The organism is uncultured Friedmanniella sp. (assembly GCF_964244005.1).
In the GTDB taxonomy this organism is placed as follows: Bacteria; Actinomycetota; Actinomycetes; order Propionibacteriales; family Propionibacteriaceae; genus Microlunatus.
The window spans coordinates 13,878-29,152 of record NZ_CAXTHG010000042.1 but is presented as its reverse complement, the minus strand read 5'-3'; the positions used below and the strand labels follow the sequence as shown (position 1 = coordinate 29,152).

At 69.8% G+C, this 15,275-nt stretch carries 16 protein-coding genes; 8 read left to right on the top strand and 8 right to left on the bottom strand.

What is annotated here, in order from left to right; genetic code table 11:
* On the top strand, window positions 1-437 hold a 437-nt coding region (locus ACFE76_RS19210; RefSeq protein ID WP_375433390.1), incomplete at its 5' end, for a PspA/IM30 family protein.
* On the top strand, window positions 434-718 hold the full coding sequence (locus ACFE76_RS19205; RefSeq protein WP_375433389.1) for a hypothetical protein: 285 nt from the start codon (window positions 434-436) through the stop codon (window positions 716-718). The genes ACFE76_RS19210 and ACFE76_RS19205, both read left to right, overlap by 4 nt.
* Window positions 719-772: 54 nt before the next feature.
* On the opposite strand, the gene nadA is transcribed toward ACFE76_RS19205, so the two are convergent.
* Window positions 773-1,954, bottom strand: coding sequence for a quinolinate synthase NadA (gene nadA / locus ACFE76_RS19200; RefSeq protein WP_375433388.1), 1,182 nt, complete (start codon window positions 1,952-1,954; stop codon window positions 773-775).
* Window positions 1,955-2,234: 280 nt separating this feature from the next.
* Between nadA and ACFE76_RS19195 the strand changes: the two genes are divergently transcribed.
* Window positions 2,235-3,308: a glycerate kinase gene (locus ACFE76_RS19195; RefSeq protein ID WP_375433387.1), complete on the top strand. Its 1,074-nt coding sequence runs from the start codon at window positions 2,235-2,237 to the stop codon at window positions 3,306-3,308.
* Between the two features lie 152 nt (window positions 3,309-3,460).
* On the top strand, window positions 3,461-3,799 hold the full coding sequence (locus ACFE76_RS19190; RefSeq protein ID WP_375433392.1) for a HesB/IscA family protein: 339 nt from the start codon (window positions 3,461-3,463) through the stop codon (window positions 3,797-3,799).
* Between the two features lie 350 nt (window positions 3,800-4,149).
* On the opposite strand, the gene ACFE76_RS19185 is transcribed toward ACFE76_RS19190, so the two are convergent.
* The 6 genes from ACFE76_RS19185 to ACFE76_RS19160 form a co-directional block, all read right to left on the bottom strand.
* Window positions 4,150-5,235, bottom strand: a complete 1,086-nt coding sequence (locus ACFE76_RS19185; RefSeq protein ID WP_375433386.1) for an ABC transporter ATP-binding protein — start codon at window positions 5,233-5,235, stop codon at window positions 4,150-4,152.
* Window positions 5,232-6,116 carry an ABC transporter permease gene (locus tag ACFE76_RS19180; RefSeq protein ID WP_375433385.1) on the bottom strand — a complete coding sequence of 295 codons (885 nt, stop codon included), beginning with the start codon at window positions 6,114-6,116 and terminating at the stop codon, window positions 5,232-5,234. The genes ACFE76_RS19185 and ACFE76_RS19180 overlap by 4 nt, the downstream gene beginning before the upstream one ends.
* The gene (locus ACFE76_RS19175; RefSeq protein ID WP_375433384.1) at window positions 6,104-7,021 is read right to left on the bottom strand and encodes an ABC transporter permease; all 918 of its coding nucleotides are present in this window, start codon (window positions 7,019-7,021) and stop codon (window positions 6,104-6,106) included. Before ACFE76_RS19175 ends, ACFE76_RS19180 begins: the two co-directional genes overlap by 13 nt.
* Before the next feature lie 40 nt (window positions 7,022-7,061).
* The gene (locus ACFE76_RS19170) at window positions 7,062-8,231 is read right to left on the bottom strand and encodes an ABC transporter substrate-binding protein (protein WP_375433383.1); all 1,170 of its coding nucleotides are present in this window, start codon (window positions 8,229-8,231) and stop codon (window positions 7,062-7,064) included.
* Window positions 8,232-8,414: 183 nt separating this feature from the next.
* Complete coding sequence (locus ACFE76_RS19165) at window positions 8,415-8,651, bottom strand: sulfurtransferase TusA family protein (protein WP_375433382.1); 237 nt, start codon at window positions 8,649-8,651, stop codon at window positions 8,415-8,417.
* Window positions 8,648-9,793: a cysteine desulfurase family protein gene (locus ACFE76_RS19160; RefSeq protein WP_375433381.1), complete on the bottom strand. Its 1,146-nt coding sequence runs from the start codon at window positions 9,791-9,793 to the stop codon at window positions 8,648-8,650. The genes ACFE76_RS19165 and ACFE76_RS19160 overlap by 4 nt, the downstream gene beginning before the upstream one ends.
* A gap of 302 nt (window positions 9,794-10,095) precedes the next feature.
* Between ACFE76_RS19160 and coxB the strand changes: the two genes are divergently transcribed.
* From coxB to ACFE76_RS19140, 4 genes are all read left to right on the top strand, one after another.
* Complete coding sequence (gene coxB / locus ACFE76_RS19155; protein WP_375433380.1) at window positions 10,096-10,926, top strand: cytochrome c oxidase subunit II; 831 nt, start codon at window positions 10,096-10,098, stop codon at window positions 10,924-10,926.
* Window positions 10,923-12,740 carry a cytochrome c oxidase subunit I gene (ctaD, locus tag ACFE76_RS19150; RefSeq protein ID WP_375433379.1) on the top strand — a complete coding sequence of 606 codons (1,818 nt, stop codon included), beginning with the start codon at window positions 10,923-10,925 and terminating at the stop codon, window positions 12,738-12,740. The genes coxB and ctaD overlap by 4 nt, the downstream gene beginning before the upstream one ends.
* Window positions 12,737-13,132, top strand: a complete 396-nt coding sequence (locus ACFE76_RS19145) for a cytochrome c oxidase subunit 4 (RefSeq protein WP_375433378.1) — start codon at window positions 12,737-12,739, stop codon at window positions 13,130-13,132. Before ctaD ends, ACFE76_RS19145 begins: the two co-directional genes overlap by 4 nt.
* 281 nt (window positions 13,133-13,413) lie before the next feature.
* Window positions 13,414-13,686 (top strand): DUF2277 domain-containing protein, encoded by a 273-nt coding sequence (locus tag ACFE76_RS19140; RefSeq protein WP_375433377.1) that lies wholly within the window; start codon window positions 13,414-13,416, stop codon window positions 13,684-13,686.
* A 4-nt stretch (window positions 13,687-13,690) separates the two neighbouring features.
* On the opposite strand, the gene ACFE76_RS19135 is transcribed toward ACFE76_RS19140, so the two are convergent.
* On the bottom strand, window positions 13,691-15,145 hold the full coding sequence (locus ACFE76_RS19135; protein WP_375433376.1) for a GuaB1 family IMP dehydrogenase-related protein: 1,455 nt from the start codon (window positions 15,143-15,145) through the stop codon (window positions 13,691-13,693).
* Window positions 15,146-15,275: the final 130 nt, after the last annotated feature.

The following is a 15,275-nucleotide window of genomic DNA, read 5'->3' as shown; positions in this document are numbered from 1 at the left end:
TGCAGGCCAAGGTCGACGCCTTCCGCACCAAGAAGGAGACGATCAAGGCCACCTACTCCGCCGCCGAGGCCCAGACGCGGATCAGCGAGGCGTTCTCGGGGATCAGCGAAGAGATGGGTGACGTCGGTCTCGCGGTCCAGCGGGCCGAGGACAAGACGCTGCAGATGCAGGCCCGGGCGGGTGCGATCGACGAGCTGCTGGCCAGCGGAGCGCTCGACGACGCGACCGGCACCACCAAGGACGACATCACCCTCGAGCTCGAGCAGCTGGCCTCCACCTCCGAGGTCGAGGACGAGCTGAGCCGGATGAAGGCGTCGCTGCCCGCTGGGTCGAGCCAGAGCACCCCGGCGATCGCCAGCCAGCCGGTCGCGGCCACCCCGCCGCCGATCACCCAGGTGCAACCGGAGGCCCAGCCGAACGCCGGTGACCTGCGATGATCGTCCGCATCCTCAACGAGGGTCAGTGGCGGGTCGACGACGGAGCGTTGCCTGACCTCAACCGCCTGGACGACGCCGTCGAGGACGCCGTCTCCACCGATGACGAGACCGAGCTGACCACCGCCCTGCTCGCCCTGCTGCACGCGGTCCGCAGCGTCGGGACGCCGGTCCCGGACGACGAGCTGTCCGACTCCGACCTGATCCTGCCGGGGGGCGACTCCACGCTGGAGGAGATCCGCGAGCTGCTCAGCACCTCTGACGAAGGCCTCATCCCCGGCTGACCCGACCTGCCAGACGCCGTTGTCCTCAAGGGCAACGGGCTTCGGACAGCTCGTTCAGTCCCGGGCGGTCGGACCGGGCAGCTCGAGCATCCGCTGCAGGGCGGCCTTGGCGTAGCGCTCGGTCTCCGGGTCGACCGTGATCTGGTTGACCAGGTGGCCGGCGGCCAGGTTCTCCAGCGCCCAGACCAGGTGCGGCAGGTCGATCCGGTTCATCGTCGCGCAGTAGCAGACGTGCTTCTCGAGGAAGACGATCTCCTGCTCCGGGTGGGCTCGGGCCAGCCGCTGCACGAGGTTGAGCTCGGTACCGACGGCCCAGCGGGATCCGGGCGGCGCCTTCTCGATCGCCGAGATGATGAACTCCGTCGATCCGACCTGGTCGGCCAGCAGGACCACCTCGTGCTGGCACTCGGGGTGGACGATCACCTGGACGCCAGGGATGCGGGCCCGTACGTCGTGCACGGCCTCGACGCTGAACCGGCCGTGCACCGAGCAGTGGCCGCGCCACAAGATCATCTTCGCCGCCTGGAGCTGCTCGACGGTGAGCCCACCGCCGGGCTGGTGCGGGTCGTAGACGACGCACTCGTCCAGGCCGATGCCCATCTCGAGCACCGCGGTGTTGCGGCCGAGGTGCTGGTCGGGCAGGAACAGCACCTTCTCACCGCGCGCGTACGCCCAGGTGAGGACCGACTTCGCGTTCGAGGAGGTACAGACGACCCCGTCGTGCCGGCCACAGAAGGCCTTGATGTCGGCGGAGGAGTTCATGTAGGTCACCGGCACGGTCACGTCGGCGACGCCGGCGTCGGCGAGCACGTCCCAGGCGTCCTCGACCTGGCCGAGCCGGGCCATGTCAGCCATCGAGCAGCCGGCCGCGAGGTCGGGCAGCACGACCTTCTGGTCAGCCGAGGTCAAGATGTCAGCCGACTCGGCCATGAAGTGCACGCCGCAGAAGACGATGAACTCCGCCGCGGGCCGGGCCGCCGCCTCACGGGCGAGCTTGAACGAGTCGCCGGTCACGTCGGCGAACTGGATCACCTCGTCGCGCTGGTAGTGGTGACCGAGCACGAACACCCGTTCACCCAGAGCGGCCTTCGCCTGGCGTGCGCGCTCCACCAGACCGGGGTCGGAGGCGGCGGGCAGGTCGCCCGGGCACTCGACGCCGCGTTCGGACCGTGGGTCGGACCCGCGGCCGAGCAGGTGCAGCGACAGTGGTGTCGAGGGCCGTGCGGTGGTCGTCACGGGCAGATCCTACGTGGGACCGGGTCAGGCCCGGTGGGCGTAGAGGTCGCGGAGCAGGGCGATCTCGGCGAGGTGGTGGATCAGCTCGCGGTGGATGTGCAGGACCAGTGCCGCCATCGAGTCCTGCTCGTGGCCGCCTTCCCGGCAGCGCTCGGCCAGCGCGCGCTCGTCAAGGACCGTGTTCCTCGCCGCGGCTGCTGATGCCAGCTCGAGAAGCGCCTGTCCGGACGGTGGACCGGCGCCCGGCCAGGCTCTCCGCCGAGGTGCGAGGATGCCCGGCATGCGGGTGGTCGTGGCGTCGGACAGGGTCGGAGCGCTGTCGTCGTCGCGGGCCGGACAGGCGCTGGCGGAGGGCTGGGCGTCCGCGGCGACCGCGGTCGTCCCGATCGGTGACGCGGGCGTCGGTTTTGCCGAAGCGACCGCCGACGGCTGGGAGGTCCCCCTGGTCTCCGGGGTGTTGGACGGCCGGCTGACCAGCTGGGCGCACGCCCCGGACGCGCTGGTCGTCGCGGTCTCCGGTGACTCCGCCCCGGACGCCGAGGGAGGCATTCCCGCTAGCGCCAGCTCGTACGCCCTCGGCCGGGCGCTGCGGCACGCGCTCTGGGAACGGGAGCACCCGGCCGCCACCGTGCTGGTGGACCTGGCGGGGCTCGACACCCACGACGGCGGGGCAGGCTTTCTTGCCGCCCTCGGGGCAACGGCCGACATCTGTCTGGACGCTGGCGTCGCCGGGCTGCACGGCCTCGGGTGGATCGACCTCGCCGCCGTACGTCAGCTTCTCGCGGGCGCCCGGCTGGTCGGCGTGGTCCCCGGCGCCGAGACCGCGCGGCCGCTGCTCGGCCTCCGAGGGATCACGTCGCTGCGCGGCCGGGCCGACGGGTACGACCCGGCCGAGCTGCTGGCGACCGACGTGACCCTGTCCCGGCTGGTCGAGCTGGTCGCGCCCGGGGGAGTGGACCTCCCCGGCGCTGGCGCGTGCGGTGGTCTCGGGCTGGCGGTGCTCGCGCTCGGCGGCACCCTGGCCACCGGGCCGGCGCTCGCGCTGGGGGACCCGCGCGCTGCGGCGGCGCTGCGGCGCGCGGACCTCGCCGTCACCGGTACCGGTGTGTTCGACTTCGCGCGTCGCGGTGGCGGCGTGGTGGCGGAGATGGCGCGGCGAGCGGGTGCGGCGCTGTGCCCGTGCATCATCGTGGCCGGGGAGGTGCTGGTCGGCGCCCGCGAGATGCGCACCATGGGCATCGAGGCGGCGTACGCGGTCCGGGAGTCCACGGCGGACGCCCCGGCCGGCGGCGACGTGACCGCCGAGGAGCTCGCGGCCACGGCGCGCCGCGTGAGCCGGTCCTGGTCCTGGTGAACGCGTCCGGCACGAGGGTTGGACTGCTCGGGAGGCGGCTTTACACTGGGGCCGAGGGAATAGCCGCATCTGGACTCCGGTTGTCCCCACTCGGAAGTGCCCTTACGAAGCGGGAGACCAATATGACGGCGATTGACCAGACCAACCTCGGCATGCCGACCATGGCCGACGGCGTGCTGCTGACCGATGTGGCGGCGGGCAAGGTGAAGGCGCTGCTCGACGGCGAGGGTCGCGACGACCTCGCGCTGCGCGTTGCGGTGCAGCCGGGTGGCTGCTCCGGACTGCGCTACCAGCTCTTCTTCGACGAGCGCAACCTCGAAGGCGACGTGGTCAAGGACTTCAGCGGCGTCAACGTCGTCACCGACCGGATGAGCGCGCCGTACCTGATGGGCGCGACGATCGACTTCGTCGACACCATCGAAAAGCAGGGATTCACGATCGACAACCCCAACGCGACCGGCTCCTGCGCCTGTGGCGACAGCTTCCACTGATCGACCGAGACTTCTGCGAGCGCCGTCAGGTCAGGTCCGGGCCCTGTCTGAACGATCAAGTGAGTAGGACGCGCTTTTCGCGTTCTGCGAGCGCATGAGGAAGACAGCGCCTCGAGGACCTGACCGAGCGTGAGCAGGACAGCACAGAACCCTCTGCCCCCACCGAGTCCGGGGACAGAGGGTTCTGCCGTCCCCGCCGCGCACGATCCTGCCCGGTCACTTCACACCCACGGGCGACCTCACACCTCCTGCAGGGGGCGCAACGACGCCCGTCAGGGTGTGAAGTGACCGGCCGGGGTCTCCCCCGGCACGAAAGTCGCGGTCCGGCCCGTGGGCAGGGGCGGAACGGCTCAGCTGGCGGCGACGAGCAGGCCCGCGGCGTCGACCGACACCTCGACCGGGGTGCCTTCGACCAGTCGGGCGCCGGCGGAGCCGCTGAGCTGGGTGACCAGCTCGGTGCCGTCGGCGGTCCGGACCGTCGCCCGTGAGATGGGCCCCTGGAACGAGACCGAGACGACCCGGGCCGACCCATCGCCCGGGGTGAGCACCAGCTGTTCCGGCCGGATCAGTGCGAGCCCGCGGCCGCTGGTGACCGAGCCTTCCAGCGTCGGCAGCCGGGCGCCGAGCACCGTGACCTGACCGTCGGCGACCTCGGCCGGCACCCGGTTCATCAGGCCGACGAAGTCGGCGACGAACGCGCTCCGCGGGGCCGCGTACAGCACCTGGGGCGCGTCCAGCTGCTCGAGCCGGCCGGCGTTCATCACCCCGACCCGGTCGGCCATCGCCAACGCCTCGTCCTGGTCGTGGGTGACGAAGAGCGTCGTCGTCCCCACCTCGAGCTGCACTCGGCGGATCTCGTCGCGCAGCTGGGCGCGGACCTTGGCGTCAAGGGCCGACAGCGGCTCGTCGAGCAGCAGCACCGAGGGCTGGAAGGCCAGCGCCCGGGCCAGCGCCACCCGTTGCTGCTGACCGCCGGACAGCTGGCTGGCGTAGCGCTCGGCGTGCACCGCGAGGCCGACCAGCTCCAGCATCTCCAGCGCGCGGGTCCGCCGCTTGGCTGCGGACACGCCGCGCAGCTTGAGCCCGAACTCGACGTTCGCCCGCGAGGTCAGGTGCGGGAACAGCGAGTACGCCTGGAAGACCATGCCCATGTCGCGCTTGTTCGCCGGCACCGAGGTGAGGTCGCGGCCACCGACCACCACGCGGCCCGAGGTGGGTTCGTCGAGCCCCGCCAGGATGCGCAGCGCCGTCGTCTTGCCGCAACCCGACGGTCCGAGCAGCGCGACGAGCTCGCCGGGCGCCAGGGTGATCGACAGCCCGTCGAGGGCGTGCACCGTGCCGTACGTGCGGCGCAGGTCCTCCAGTCGGACCTCGACCGAGGTCCGGTCGGCGGCGGTGGTGTTGGTGCTGCTGCTGGTGGTGGTCGTTGCGGTCATGAGTCGGCTCCGGGGGTGGCGGCGGTGCTCGGCTGAGCCGGGCTGGGGACGAGGGCGTTACCGACGGTCTTGCGCGCCCGGCGGCCGCCGCTGACGAAGGACAGACCGATCAGCAGCACGGCGGCGAAGAGGATGGAGGCGAGCGAGGCGGCGATCGACTCCTGGGCGTTGGCCTTGCTCTGCTGGGCGATCACGACCTGCAGGGTGTCGAAGTTCAGCAGCGAGGCGAAGGTGTACTCACCGAGCACCAGGGCGATCGAGATGAACGAGGCCGAGATGAGCGCCGTCTTGATGTTGGGCACGATCACCCGGGTGATCACGGTGAACCAGCCGGCGCCGAGGCTGCGGGCAGCCTCGGCCAGGGTGGCGACGTTGATGGCCGACAGGCCGGCGTCGAGGGCGCGGTAGGCGTACGGGAGCACCAGGACGACGTAGAGGAACGCCAGCCAGTACGGGGTGTCGCCGAAGAGGTAGGACAGCCAGGCCGTCACGTTGGTGAGGCCGACGATGACCACCAGCGGCGGCACGGTGAGCGGCAGCAGGCAGAGGAACTCCACCGTCCGGGCCAACCACTGCACCCGCAGCCGCACCCAGATCAGGGTCGGCACCAGCAGCACGATCATGCCGATCACCGTGAACAGGGACAGCAGCAGCGAGGTGCCGATCGCGCCGCGGAGCAGCGGGTCGGTTCCGAGCAGCTTCCAGGCCGCCCAGGTACGGCCCTCGCCGTTGAACAGCCGGGTGCTGAAGTCGAGCATCGCCACCAGCGGCACCACGAAGAAGGCCCCGGTGAGCACCAGCACGACCACCCGGAATCCCTGCAGCCGTACCCGGGCGCCGTGCCGCGGCGACCGGACCTGCGTGCCGGTCACCCCAGCCACCGGGAGGTCCTCTTCAGCAGCACGCTGTAACCGGTCATCACCAGCGCGACGATGATGATCATCTCCAGTGCGAGGGCGTACGCGAAGTTGGCGTGTCCGAGCACGATCTCGCTGGTCAGGGCCGAACGGATCCACAGCGGGATGATCGGGTTGCCCTGGCTGACCAGCGCGGCGGCGGTCGCGTAGGCCGCGAAGGCGTTGGCGAAGAGCAGCAGCACCGAGCCGAGGAAGGCCGGCGTCAGCAGCGGCAGACCAACCAGCCGCCAGTACTGCCAGGTGGTGGCACCCAGGTTTTCCGCCGCCTCCCGCCACTGCACCCGGATGCCGTCGAGCGCGGGCAGGAAGACGATCACCATCAGCGGGATCTGGAAGTAGGCGTAGACCAGCACCAGGCCCTTGAGCCCGAAGAGCCAGGTGCTGCTGGTGAGGCTGGTGCCGAGGTGGGCATCCAGCCACACCGACAGCACCCCCGAGATGCCGAGCGTCGCGATGAACGCGAACGCCAGGGTGACTCCGCCGAACTGGGCGAGCACGCCGCAGATGCTGGTGACCAGCCGCCGCAGCAGCCCGTCGGGGCGCCCGGTCACCACCGCGTACGCGAGCAGTGCGCCGACAATCCCGCCGATCAGCGCCGTCACCGCCGACAGCGCGAGGCTGTTGGCGAGGGAGGAGAAGACGGCGGCGTTGGCCAGGTCGCGGACGTTCGCCAGGCTCGGCCGGCCCTCCTCGACGAACGCCCCGATGACCACGGTCACCGTCGGCACGATCAAGAAGATGACCACGTACGCGAGGAACGGCACCACGCCCACCGCCGCGCTGAGCCGGGAGAGCCGGCCCCCACCTCGGGCGGGCGCGGGCGCGGCCGGGATCGTGGCCGGAGCCACGTCGAGCGTGCTGGTCGTCATCTGGTTCTCCTCTGCCCCGTCGATCCCTGTCCGCTCGACCTCAGCCCGTCACCTTCGCCCATTCCTTGCTCAGCACGGCGGCGGCCTTGGTGGTCTGCTCGGTGGTCAGCAGCACCGGGGTGCCGGTCACCTTGGGCAGCTTGGCGAAGGCGGCCTGGTCGATCGTGCCGGCCTTCTCCATCGCGTCCGCGCGGACCGGACGGGCCCCGCCGCCGAGGTAGAGGTTCTGGCCCTCGTCGGAGTAGAGGAACTCCTCCCACAGCCGGGCGGCCGCCGGGTGCGGAGCGTCCTTGCTGATGGCCTGGTAGTAGTAGCCGCCGACCTGCGCGTTGGCGGGGACCACGACCTTCCAGCTCGGCAGCTTGGCCGTCTCAGCGGCGTTGGTGTAGTCCCAGTCGATGACGACGGGGGTCTGGCCCGACTCGATCGTGGCCGAGGTCGGGTCGACCGGGAGGAAGTTGCCGGCCTTGGCCAGAGAACCGAAGAAGTCGACGCCCGGCTGGATGTCGTCGGCCGAGCCGCCGTTGGCCACCGAGGCCATCACCACGCCGTTGAACGCGGCGCCGGCCTGGGTCGGGTCGCCGTTCAGGGCCACCTTGCCCTTGTACTCGGGCTTGAGCAGGTCGGCCACCGAGGTGACGTCGGGAACCTTCTTGGAGTCATAGCCGATGGCCATGTAGCCGCCGTAGTCGTTGACCCAGGTGCCGTTCGGGTCCTTGAACGAGGCGTCGATGCTGTCGAAGGTCGACACCTTGTACGGCGCGAAGAGGTCGGTGTTGGCCAGCGCGACGGACTGGCCGAGGTCGAAGACGTCCGGGGCCCGGTCGGTGCCCTTCAGCTGCTTGGCCGAGTTGATCTCCTCCTGGCTCGCGGCGTCGGGCTGGGCCGAGTCGACCTTGAGGTTGTACTTGGCCTTGAACGCGTCGATGACCTTGCTGTAGTTGGCCCAGTCCGGCGGCAGCGCGATGACGTTGAGCGTGCCTTCGGCCTGCGCCGCCTTGACGAGGCCGTCCATGCCGCCCAGGTCGGCGGCCGAGGTCGCCGTGCCGGCACCGGTGGCGCTGGAGGCGGCCGGCTTGGCGGCCGGGGGAGCGCAGGCTGCTCCCACCAGGAGCAGACCGGAGGCGGTGGCGAGGGCGATGAGGCTGGTCCGGAGCCGCGCCGGTCGAGCTGGACTGGCAGAGGTCTTGGTCACACGGATCGTGGTCACGGGGTTCCTTCGGCTGGCGGTGTACAACTGATGAGCCGGAAAGCGAACACCTCCCCCGGCGATGACAGCGTCGCACGTACCGACCGTGCCGACCAGTAGCGCCACCACGTCCGGCGCTCGAATGTCACTTCCGCGTCATCGGCGCGTCATCGGCGCGTCATCCGCGGGGACCGAGGACGACGGTCAGCGGTCGCGGCGCACCCAGAATTCGGGCGCAGCCGACCGTACAAGTGTGTGCCCGCGCATCCGGCACCAGGCCGCGACGTCGGGCACCGCAGCGGGGTCGTCGGCGAGCAGCAGGACGAGTCGGCCCACCTCGACGTCGCCGATGTGGCGGGCCAGCTCGATCACCGGCCGCGGGCAGCGCTGGCCCCGGCAGTCGAGCTGCTGGTCGGCGACCTCGCGCGGCGGCTCGGTCACGGTGCGCCCAGCCGGTCGCGGATCTCGGCGACCAGCGGCGGCAGCACGTCGAGGAACCGGTCCACCTCGGCGCTGGTGCTGCGCCGGGTCAGGCCGATCCGGACGTTGCCGTGGGTGAGCAGCCCCATCGCCGCGAGGACGTGTGACGGGTGCTCGCTGCTGGCGCTGCAGGCCGAGCCGCTGGCCACCGCGAAGCCCGCCCGGTCGAGCTCGCGGGTGAGGGTCTCCCCGTCCACGTAGAGGGCTGAGAAGGTCAGCAGGTGCGGGACCCGGTTCGTCGGGTCTCCGGCAACCTCCAGGTCGGGCACCCGGGCCGCAATGGCTGTCCGGAGCCGGTGGACGAGCGCGTGCTGGCGCTCGCCCACGGCGCGGCCGAAGCGCAGCCACGCATCCAGCGCGACCGCAGCGGCGTAGACGGCTGGGACGTCCGGCGCTCCCGGCCAGCGGCCGCCCTGGTAGTCGTCGGCCGGGTACGGCGCGCGCCAGCGGGTGCCGCGGCGGATCACCAGCAGGCCGACCGAGGCCGGGCCACCGAAGGCTGACGCTGCGCCGGTCAGCACCGACCAGCCGCCGAGGCCGCGCAGGTCGACCCGGCCGAGCGCGCTCGTCGCGTCCAGGACCAACGGCACGCCGACCGCCGCGCAAGCCTCGGCGGCCTCGGTCACCGGCTGCCGGGTGCCGACCTCGTGGTTGGCCACCTGCAGGCAGGCGGCGGCGACCCCCTCGGCCGCGACGGTGTCGCGCCACCGGTCCAGATCGAGGTGGCCCTCGACGTCCACGCCGACGGCGGCGCGCCGCCCCGCTGCATCCGCCGCCGCCAGCACCGAGGAATGGTCAGTTGTGCTCGTCACCACGCAGTCGCCGGTTCGGCGCCGGCCCAGCGCCAGGCCGGTCACGGCCGCGTGCGCCGCGGCGACACCCGAGCCGGTGAAGACGACCTCGTCCGGACGGGCGCCGACCGCCTGCGCGACGGTCTCGCGGGCGGCGTCCAGCGCCTGGGCCGCCAGTCGTCCGGGCCGGTGCAGTCGCAACGGGTCACCCCACCCGGCGGACGCCGCGGTCGACCACGCCTGCTGCGCCTCGGGCAGCAACGGTTCGCCCGAGGACGCGTCCCAGTACGCCTGCACCACCGGTTCTGCCACGACCGCGAACCTACGCGCCACCAGCAGGCATCTGCTGCTGCGGCTGGGTTAGGGTGAGTCAGGATGAGTGGGCCGAGCCGCTGGACCCGAAACTGTCAGCGGCCACGGGCACGATGTTGGTACGCACGAGTTTGATGGGCACGCTGCGGGATGAGCATGCCGGTGAATGAGCATGCCGGTGAATGAGCATGCCGGTGAATGAGCACGGTCTTGATGGGCACAGCTTCGACGAAAGGCACGACGTGGGTCTCAGCACGGTACGGCCCGCACCTCACGCGGATGCGTCCCGAGTGCTTCGCGGGGTGGTTCTGGGGGCGGTCACGTCCGCCGCTCTCCTCCTGACGGGCTGTTCGTCGGGCAACGTCGCGGCGCTCAAGCGGCTCGGACTGCCCGAGGCGGCGAGCGCTCAGGCGCCCGTTATCGGGCACCTGTGGATCGGTACCTGGATCGCGGCGGGCACCATCGGCATCTTCATGTGGGGCCTGATTGGCTGGGTGGTGCTGCGCTACACCTCCAACAACAACGAGATGCCCCGGCAGAACCGCTACAACCTGCCGATGGAGATCTTTTACACCGTGGCCCCGTTCGTGGTCATCGGCGTCCTCTTCTACTACACGATCCTGGCTCAGAACCAGGTGACGTACGAGACCAAGAACCCGGACGTGACCATCGACGTGGTCGGCCAGAAGTGGTCGTGGTCCTTCAACTACAAGTCGGCGGGCGACCCGGCCGTGGGCCAGGACGTCTTTCAGGTAGGGACGATCCAGGCCACGCCGGACCTGTACCTGCCGGTCGACAAGACGGTCCGGTTCAACCTCTCCTCGCCTGACGTCAACCACTCGTTCTGGGTGCCGGCCTTCTACGAGAAGCGCGACATCATCCCGGGGCGCAACAACAACATCGAGATCACGCCGAACAAGATCGGCGTCTACCGCGGCAAGTGCGCGGAGCTGTGCGGCACGTACCACCAGTCGATGCTCTTCAACGTGCACGTCGTCAGTGCTGAGGACTACACCGCCTACCTGAAGACGCTGGTCGCCAAAGGCCAGATCGGCGAGGCCAAGGGCGCGAGCAATGCCGATCCTCAGGGGACGGCGAAGATCTATCAGGGAGAGGAGGTCGGCGCACGATGACCACACTGCAGCGCACCGCGACGTTACGGGAGATCGCGACCCCGACACGTGAGCTCGGCACGGTCTCGTGGAAGTGGGTGACGACCACTGACCACAAGGTGATCGGCAACCTCTACTTCATCACCTCGATGGCCTTCTTCCTCCTGGGCGGCGTGCTGGCGCTAGGGATCCGCGCCGAGCTGGCGTTCCCCGGGCTGCAGTACCTGTCGCGGGAGACCTACAACCAGTTCTTCACCATGCACGGCACGATCATGCTGTTGCTGTTCGCGACGCCGCTGTTCGCGGGGTTCGCGAACGCGATCATGCCGCTGCAGATCGGCGCGCCGGACGTCGCTTTCCCCCGGCTGAACATGCTGTCCTACTGGCTCTACCTCTTCGGCGCGCTGGTCACCGTCTCCGGCTTCTTGTCTCCCTCAGGCGCCGCGAGCTTCGGCTGGTTCGCCTACACCCCGTTGAGCGACTCGGTGAACTCACCCGGGGTCGGTGGAGACCTGTGGATCATGGGCCTCTACATGGCGGGCCTCGGCACCATTCTGGGTGCCGTCAACTTCATCACCACGATCCTGTGCATGCGGGCGCCGGGCATGACCATGTTCCGGATGCCGATCTTTACCTGGAACATCCTGGTGACCTCGATCCTGGTGCTGATCGCGTTCCCGATCCTCGCCGCCGCGCTCCTCGTGCTCGAGGCTGACCGCCAGCTCGGAGCCCACGTCTTCGACGCCGTCAACGGCGGACCGATCTTGTGGCAGCACCTGTTCTGGTTCTTCGGCCATCCCGAGGTCTACATCATCGCGTTGCCGTTCTTCGGCATCATCACCGAGATCCTGCCGGTCTTCAGCCGCAAGCCGCTGTTCGGCTACGTCGGTCTGGTCGGTGCCACGCTGATGATCGCGGCCCTGTCGGTGGCCGTCTGGGCCCACCACATGTACGTCACCGGCGCGGTCAACCTGCCGTTCTTCTCCTTTATGACGTTCCTGATCGCCGTACCGACGGGGGTCAAGTTCTTCAACTGGATCGGCACCATGTGGGGCGGCAACATCGCCATGCGAACACCCATGCTCTGGGCTATCGGGTTCTTGACTACTTTCCTCTTCGGTGGTCTCACCGGGGTCGTGCTCGCAAGCCCGCCGTTGGACTTCGCGCTCTCGGACTCCTACTTCGTCGTCGCCCACTTCCACTACGTGGTGTTCGGCACCGTCGTCTTCGCGATGTTTGCCGGCTTCTACTTCTGGTGGCCCAAGTTCACCGGCCGGATGCTGGACGAGACGCTGGGCAAGATCCACTTCTGGTTGCTGTTCATCGGATTCCACACCACCTTCTTGGTCCAGCACTGGCTCGGGGCCGAGGGCATGCCTCGCCGGTACGCTGACTACCTGCCGAACGAAGGCTTCACCCGGCTCAACCAGATCTCCTCGGCGGGAGCCTTCCTGCTGGGTGCGTCGATGATCCCGTTCTTCTACAACGTGTGGAAGTCGCGGAACTCACCGCTGGTGAACAACGACGACCCGTGGGGCTGGGGCCGTTCGTTGGAGTGGGCGACCTCGTCGCCTCCGCCGCGGCACAACTTCACCTCTATCCCGCGGATCCGTTCCGAGGCTCCGGCGTTCGACCTGCACCACCCCGAGGTCGCGCTGTCGGAGTACGAAGGCACTGACGGACGCTTCGACGAAACGCAGGTCGACGCCGCTGAGGACACCGGCCGGGCCGAGGAGCTGAAGCGTCGTGTCGACGGTACGTCCGACGACCCGACCGTCGCCCACGAGCGGGACAACCCGAGCCAGTCGCCGCGGCCGGGGGAGGGGCCCCGATGAAGGTCGAAGCCTGGGTCTTCACCGCCCTCGCGGTCTTCGTGGCCGTGGTGACGCCGGTCTACTGGATCCTCTCCAGGGACGCCACCGGTACCGCCGCGCTGATCATGACGTTCTTCTTGACGCTGATGATCGGCGGTTACCTCGCGCTGATCGCCCGCCGACTCGACGCGCGACCAGAAGACAAGCGTCGGGGCGAGATCGCCGAAGGAGCCGGCGAGCTCGGCTTCTTCCCGCCGCAGTCGATCTGGCCGCTGTTCGTGGCTCTGACCTTCACGCTGGTCTGCCTCGGGCCGGTCTTCGGCTGGTGGCTGACGATCCTCGGCTTCGGCGCCGGTGCGATCAGCCTGACCGGCCTGCTGTCCGAGTTCTACCGCGGCGACCACGCGCACTGATCTTCCCGTTGCTTGCGTCGGGCTAGGTCTGGCGCCTCAAGACCCTGTCGTCCTTCCTCGCTCGGACGACGGAAAAGTGTGTCGTCCTCGCTCGGTCGTCCAGACAGGGCCCGGCGCCGGACCTACCCGACGCTCGCAGGGGTGCGGTCGAGTCCGGCGCCTGGTTGATTGATGCGGGCGGTTGACGGACTACGCGCCCTGAGCTTGTCGAGACCTCGAAGGGGTTCGGCTTCTAGTCTCAGGCTCTTGCTGGAACCCGCTTCTGTTCCTAGGGTCGCCATATGTGCCGCAATATCCGACCGTTGAACAATTTCGAGCCGCCAGCGACGAACGCTGAGGTGCATGACGCTGCGTTGCAGTACGTGCGCAAGATTGCGGGGACGTCCAAGCCCTCGAAGGCTAACGAGGAGGCGTTTCACCGGGCGGTGCACGACATCGCGCACGCGACCGAGCATCTGCTCGAGGCGCTCGTGCCGACCACGCCGCCGAAGAACCGGGACGAAGAGGCCGCCAAGGCTCGGGCGCGGTCGGCGAAGCGGTTCGCTTCGGCCTGAGCAGCTACCAGCTGGCGTGCAGCGGGCGACCCTCGTCGTAGCCGGAGTTGGACTGCACTCCCACGACTGCGAACCGGGCGAACTCTTCCAGCGTCGAGGCGCCGGCGTAGGTGCAGCTGCTGCGGACCCCGGCGACGATCGAGTCGATCAGGTCCTCCACGCTCGGCCGCTCGGGGTCGAGGTACATCCGAGAAGACGAGATGCCCTCCTCGAATAAGCCGGCGCGGGCCCGGTCGAAGCCAGAGGAGTCCTTCGTCCGCACCTTGACCGCGCGGGCGGAGGCCATCCCGTACGACTCCTTGTACTGCCGGCCCTGGGCGTCGGTCATCAGGTTGCCCGTGCTCTCGTACGTGCCGGCAAACCAGGAGCCGATCATCACGCTGCCGGCCCCCGCCGCCAACGCCAGGGCGACGTCACGGGGGTAGCGGACCCCGCCGTCCGCCCAGATCGAACGGCCGGCCTCCCGCGCCGCGTCCGCGCACTCGAGCACGGCGCTGAACTGCGGCCGCCCGACGCCGGTCATCATCCGGGTGGTGCACATCGCGCCGGGCCCGACGCCCACCTTCACCACGTCAGCGCCGGCTTCCATCAGGTCGCGGACGCCGTCGGCCGAGACGACGTTGCCGGCCACGAGCGGTACCCGGCGGCCGTTCTCGTCGGCCAGCCGGTCGCGCACCTCGCGGACGCTCTTGAGGACCTGCAGCATCTTCTCCTGGTGACCGTGCGCAGTGTCGACCACGAGGACGTCGATCCCGGCGGCGAGCAGGGCCTCCGCCCGACCGGCGACGTCGCCGTTGATGCCGACCGCAGCCCCGATCAGCAGCTTGCCGTCCGGGTCCAGCGCCGGACGGTAGAGGGTGGAACGCAACGCGGACTTGCGGGTCATCACCCCGAGCAGAGCGCCGTGGTCGACGACGAGGCCGGCCTCGAGGTGGCGGGCGGTGAGTGCGTCGAAGGTCTCGACCGCCGAGCTGTCGGCCGGGAGGGTCAGCACGTCGTCCGACATCACCTCGTGGACCTGGGCAAAGCGGTCCACTCCGGCTGCGTCGGCTTCGCTCACCGTGCCGAGCGGCCGGCCGTCCTCGACGACCACCGCGATCCCGTGCGCCCGCTTGGGCAACAAGGACAGGGCCTCACCGACGGTGGTGTGCGGGGCAACCGAGACCGGCGTGTCGAACAACGGATGCGCGCCTTTCACCCGCAGGACGACCTCGGCCACCACGTCGGTCGGGATGTCCTGCGGGATGATCGCCACCCCGCCCCGCCGGGCGACGGTCTCGGCCATCCGGCGGCCGGACACGGCGGTCATGTTGGCCACCACCAGCGGCAGCGTCGTCCCGACGCCATCGGTGCTCGTGAGGTCGACGTCCAGCCGTGAGGTGACCGACGAGCGGCGGGGCACCATGAACACGTCGGAGTAGGTGAGGTCATGGGCCGGGGGCGGGGTCAGGAAACGCACGAGCACTATTGTCGCTGCCCGACACCCCAGTCCGCGACCCCACCAGGACCTGGCCGTCGGCCTCGGGTCGCGGGGTGGCCAAGAGGCTCCGACATAGGTAGATGCAGAGCCGTTCCTGGGCAGACCTTGG

Excerpts from the sequence above, each read along its gene's own strand:
- ACFE76_RS19205 (WP_375433389.1), top strand. The coding sequence starts at position 434 with ATGATCGTCCGCATCCTCAACGAGGGTCAGTGGCGGGTCGACGACGGA.
- ACFE76_RS19195 (WP_375433387.1), top strand. The coding sequence starts at position 2,235 with ATGCGGGTGGTCGTGGCGTCGGACAGGGTCGGAGCGCTGTCGTCGTCG.
- ACFE76_RS19190 (WP_375433392.1), top strand. The coding sequence starts at position 3,461 with ATGCCGACCATGGCCGACGGCGTGCTGCTGACCGATGTGGCGGCGGGC.
- ACFE76_RS19185 (WP_375433386.1), bottom strand. The coding sequence starts at position 5,235 with ATGACCGCAACGACCACCACCAGCAGCAGCACCAACACCACCGCCGCC.
- ACFE76_RS19175 (WP_375433384.1), bottom strand. The coding sequence starts at position 7,021 with ATGACGACCAGCACGCTCGACGTGGCTCCGGCCACGATCCCGGCCGCG.
- ctaD (WP_375433379.1), top strand. The coding sequence starts at position 10,923 with ATGACCACACTGCAGCGCACCGCGACGTTACGGGAGATCGCGACCCCG.
- ACFE76_RS19145 (WP_375433378.1), top strand. The coding sequence starts at position 12,737 with ATGAAGGTCGAAGCCTGGGTCTTCACCGCCCTCGCGGTCTTCGTGGCC.
- ACFE76_RS19140 (WP_375433377.1), top strand. The coding sequence starts at position 13,414 with ATGTGCCGCAATATCCGACCGTTGAACAATTTCGAGCCGCCAGCGACG.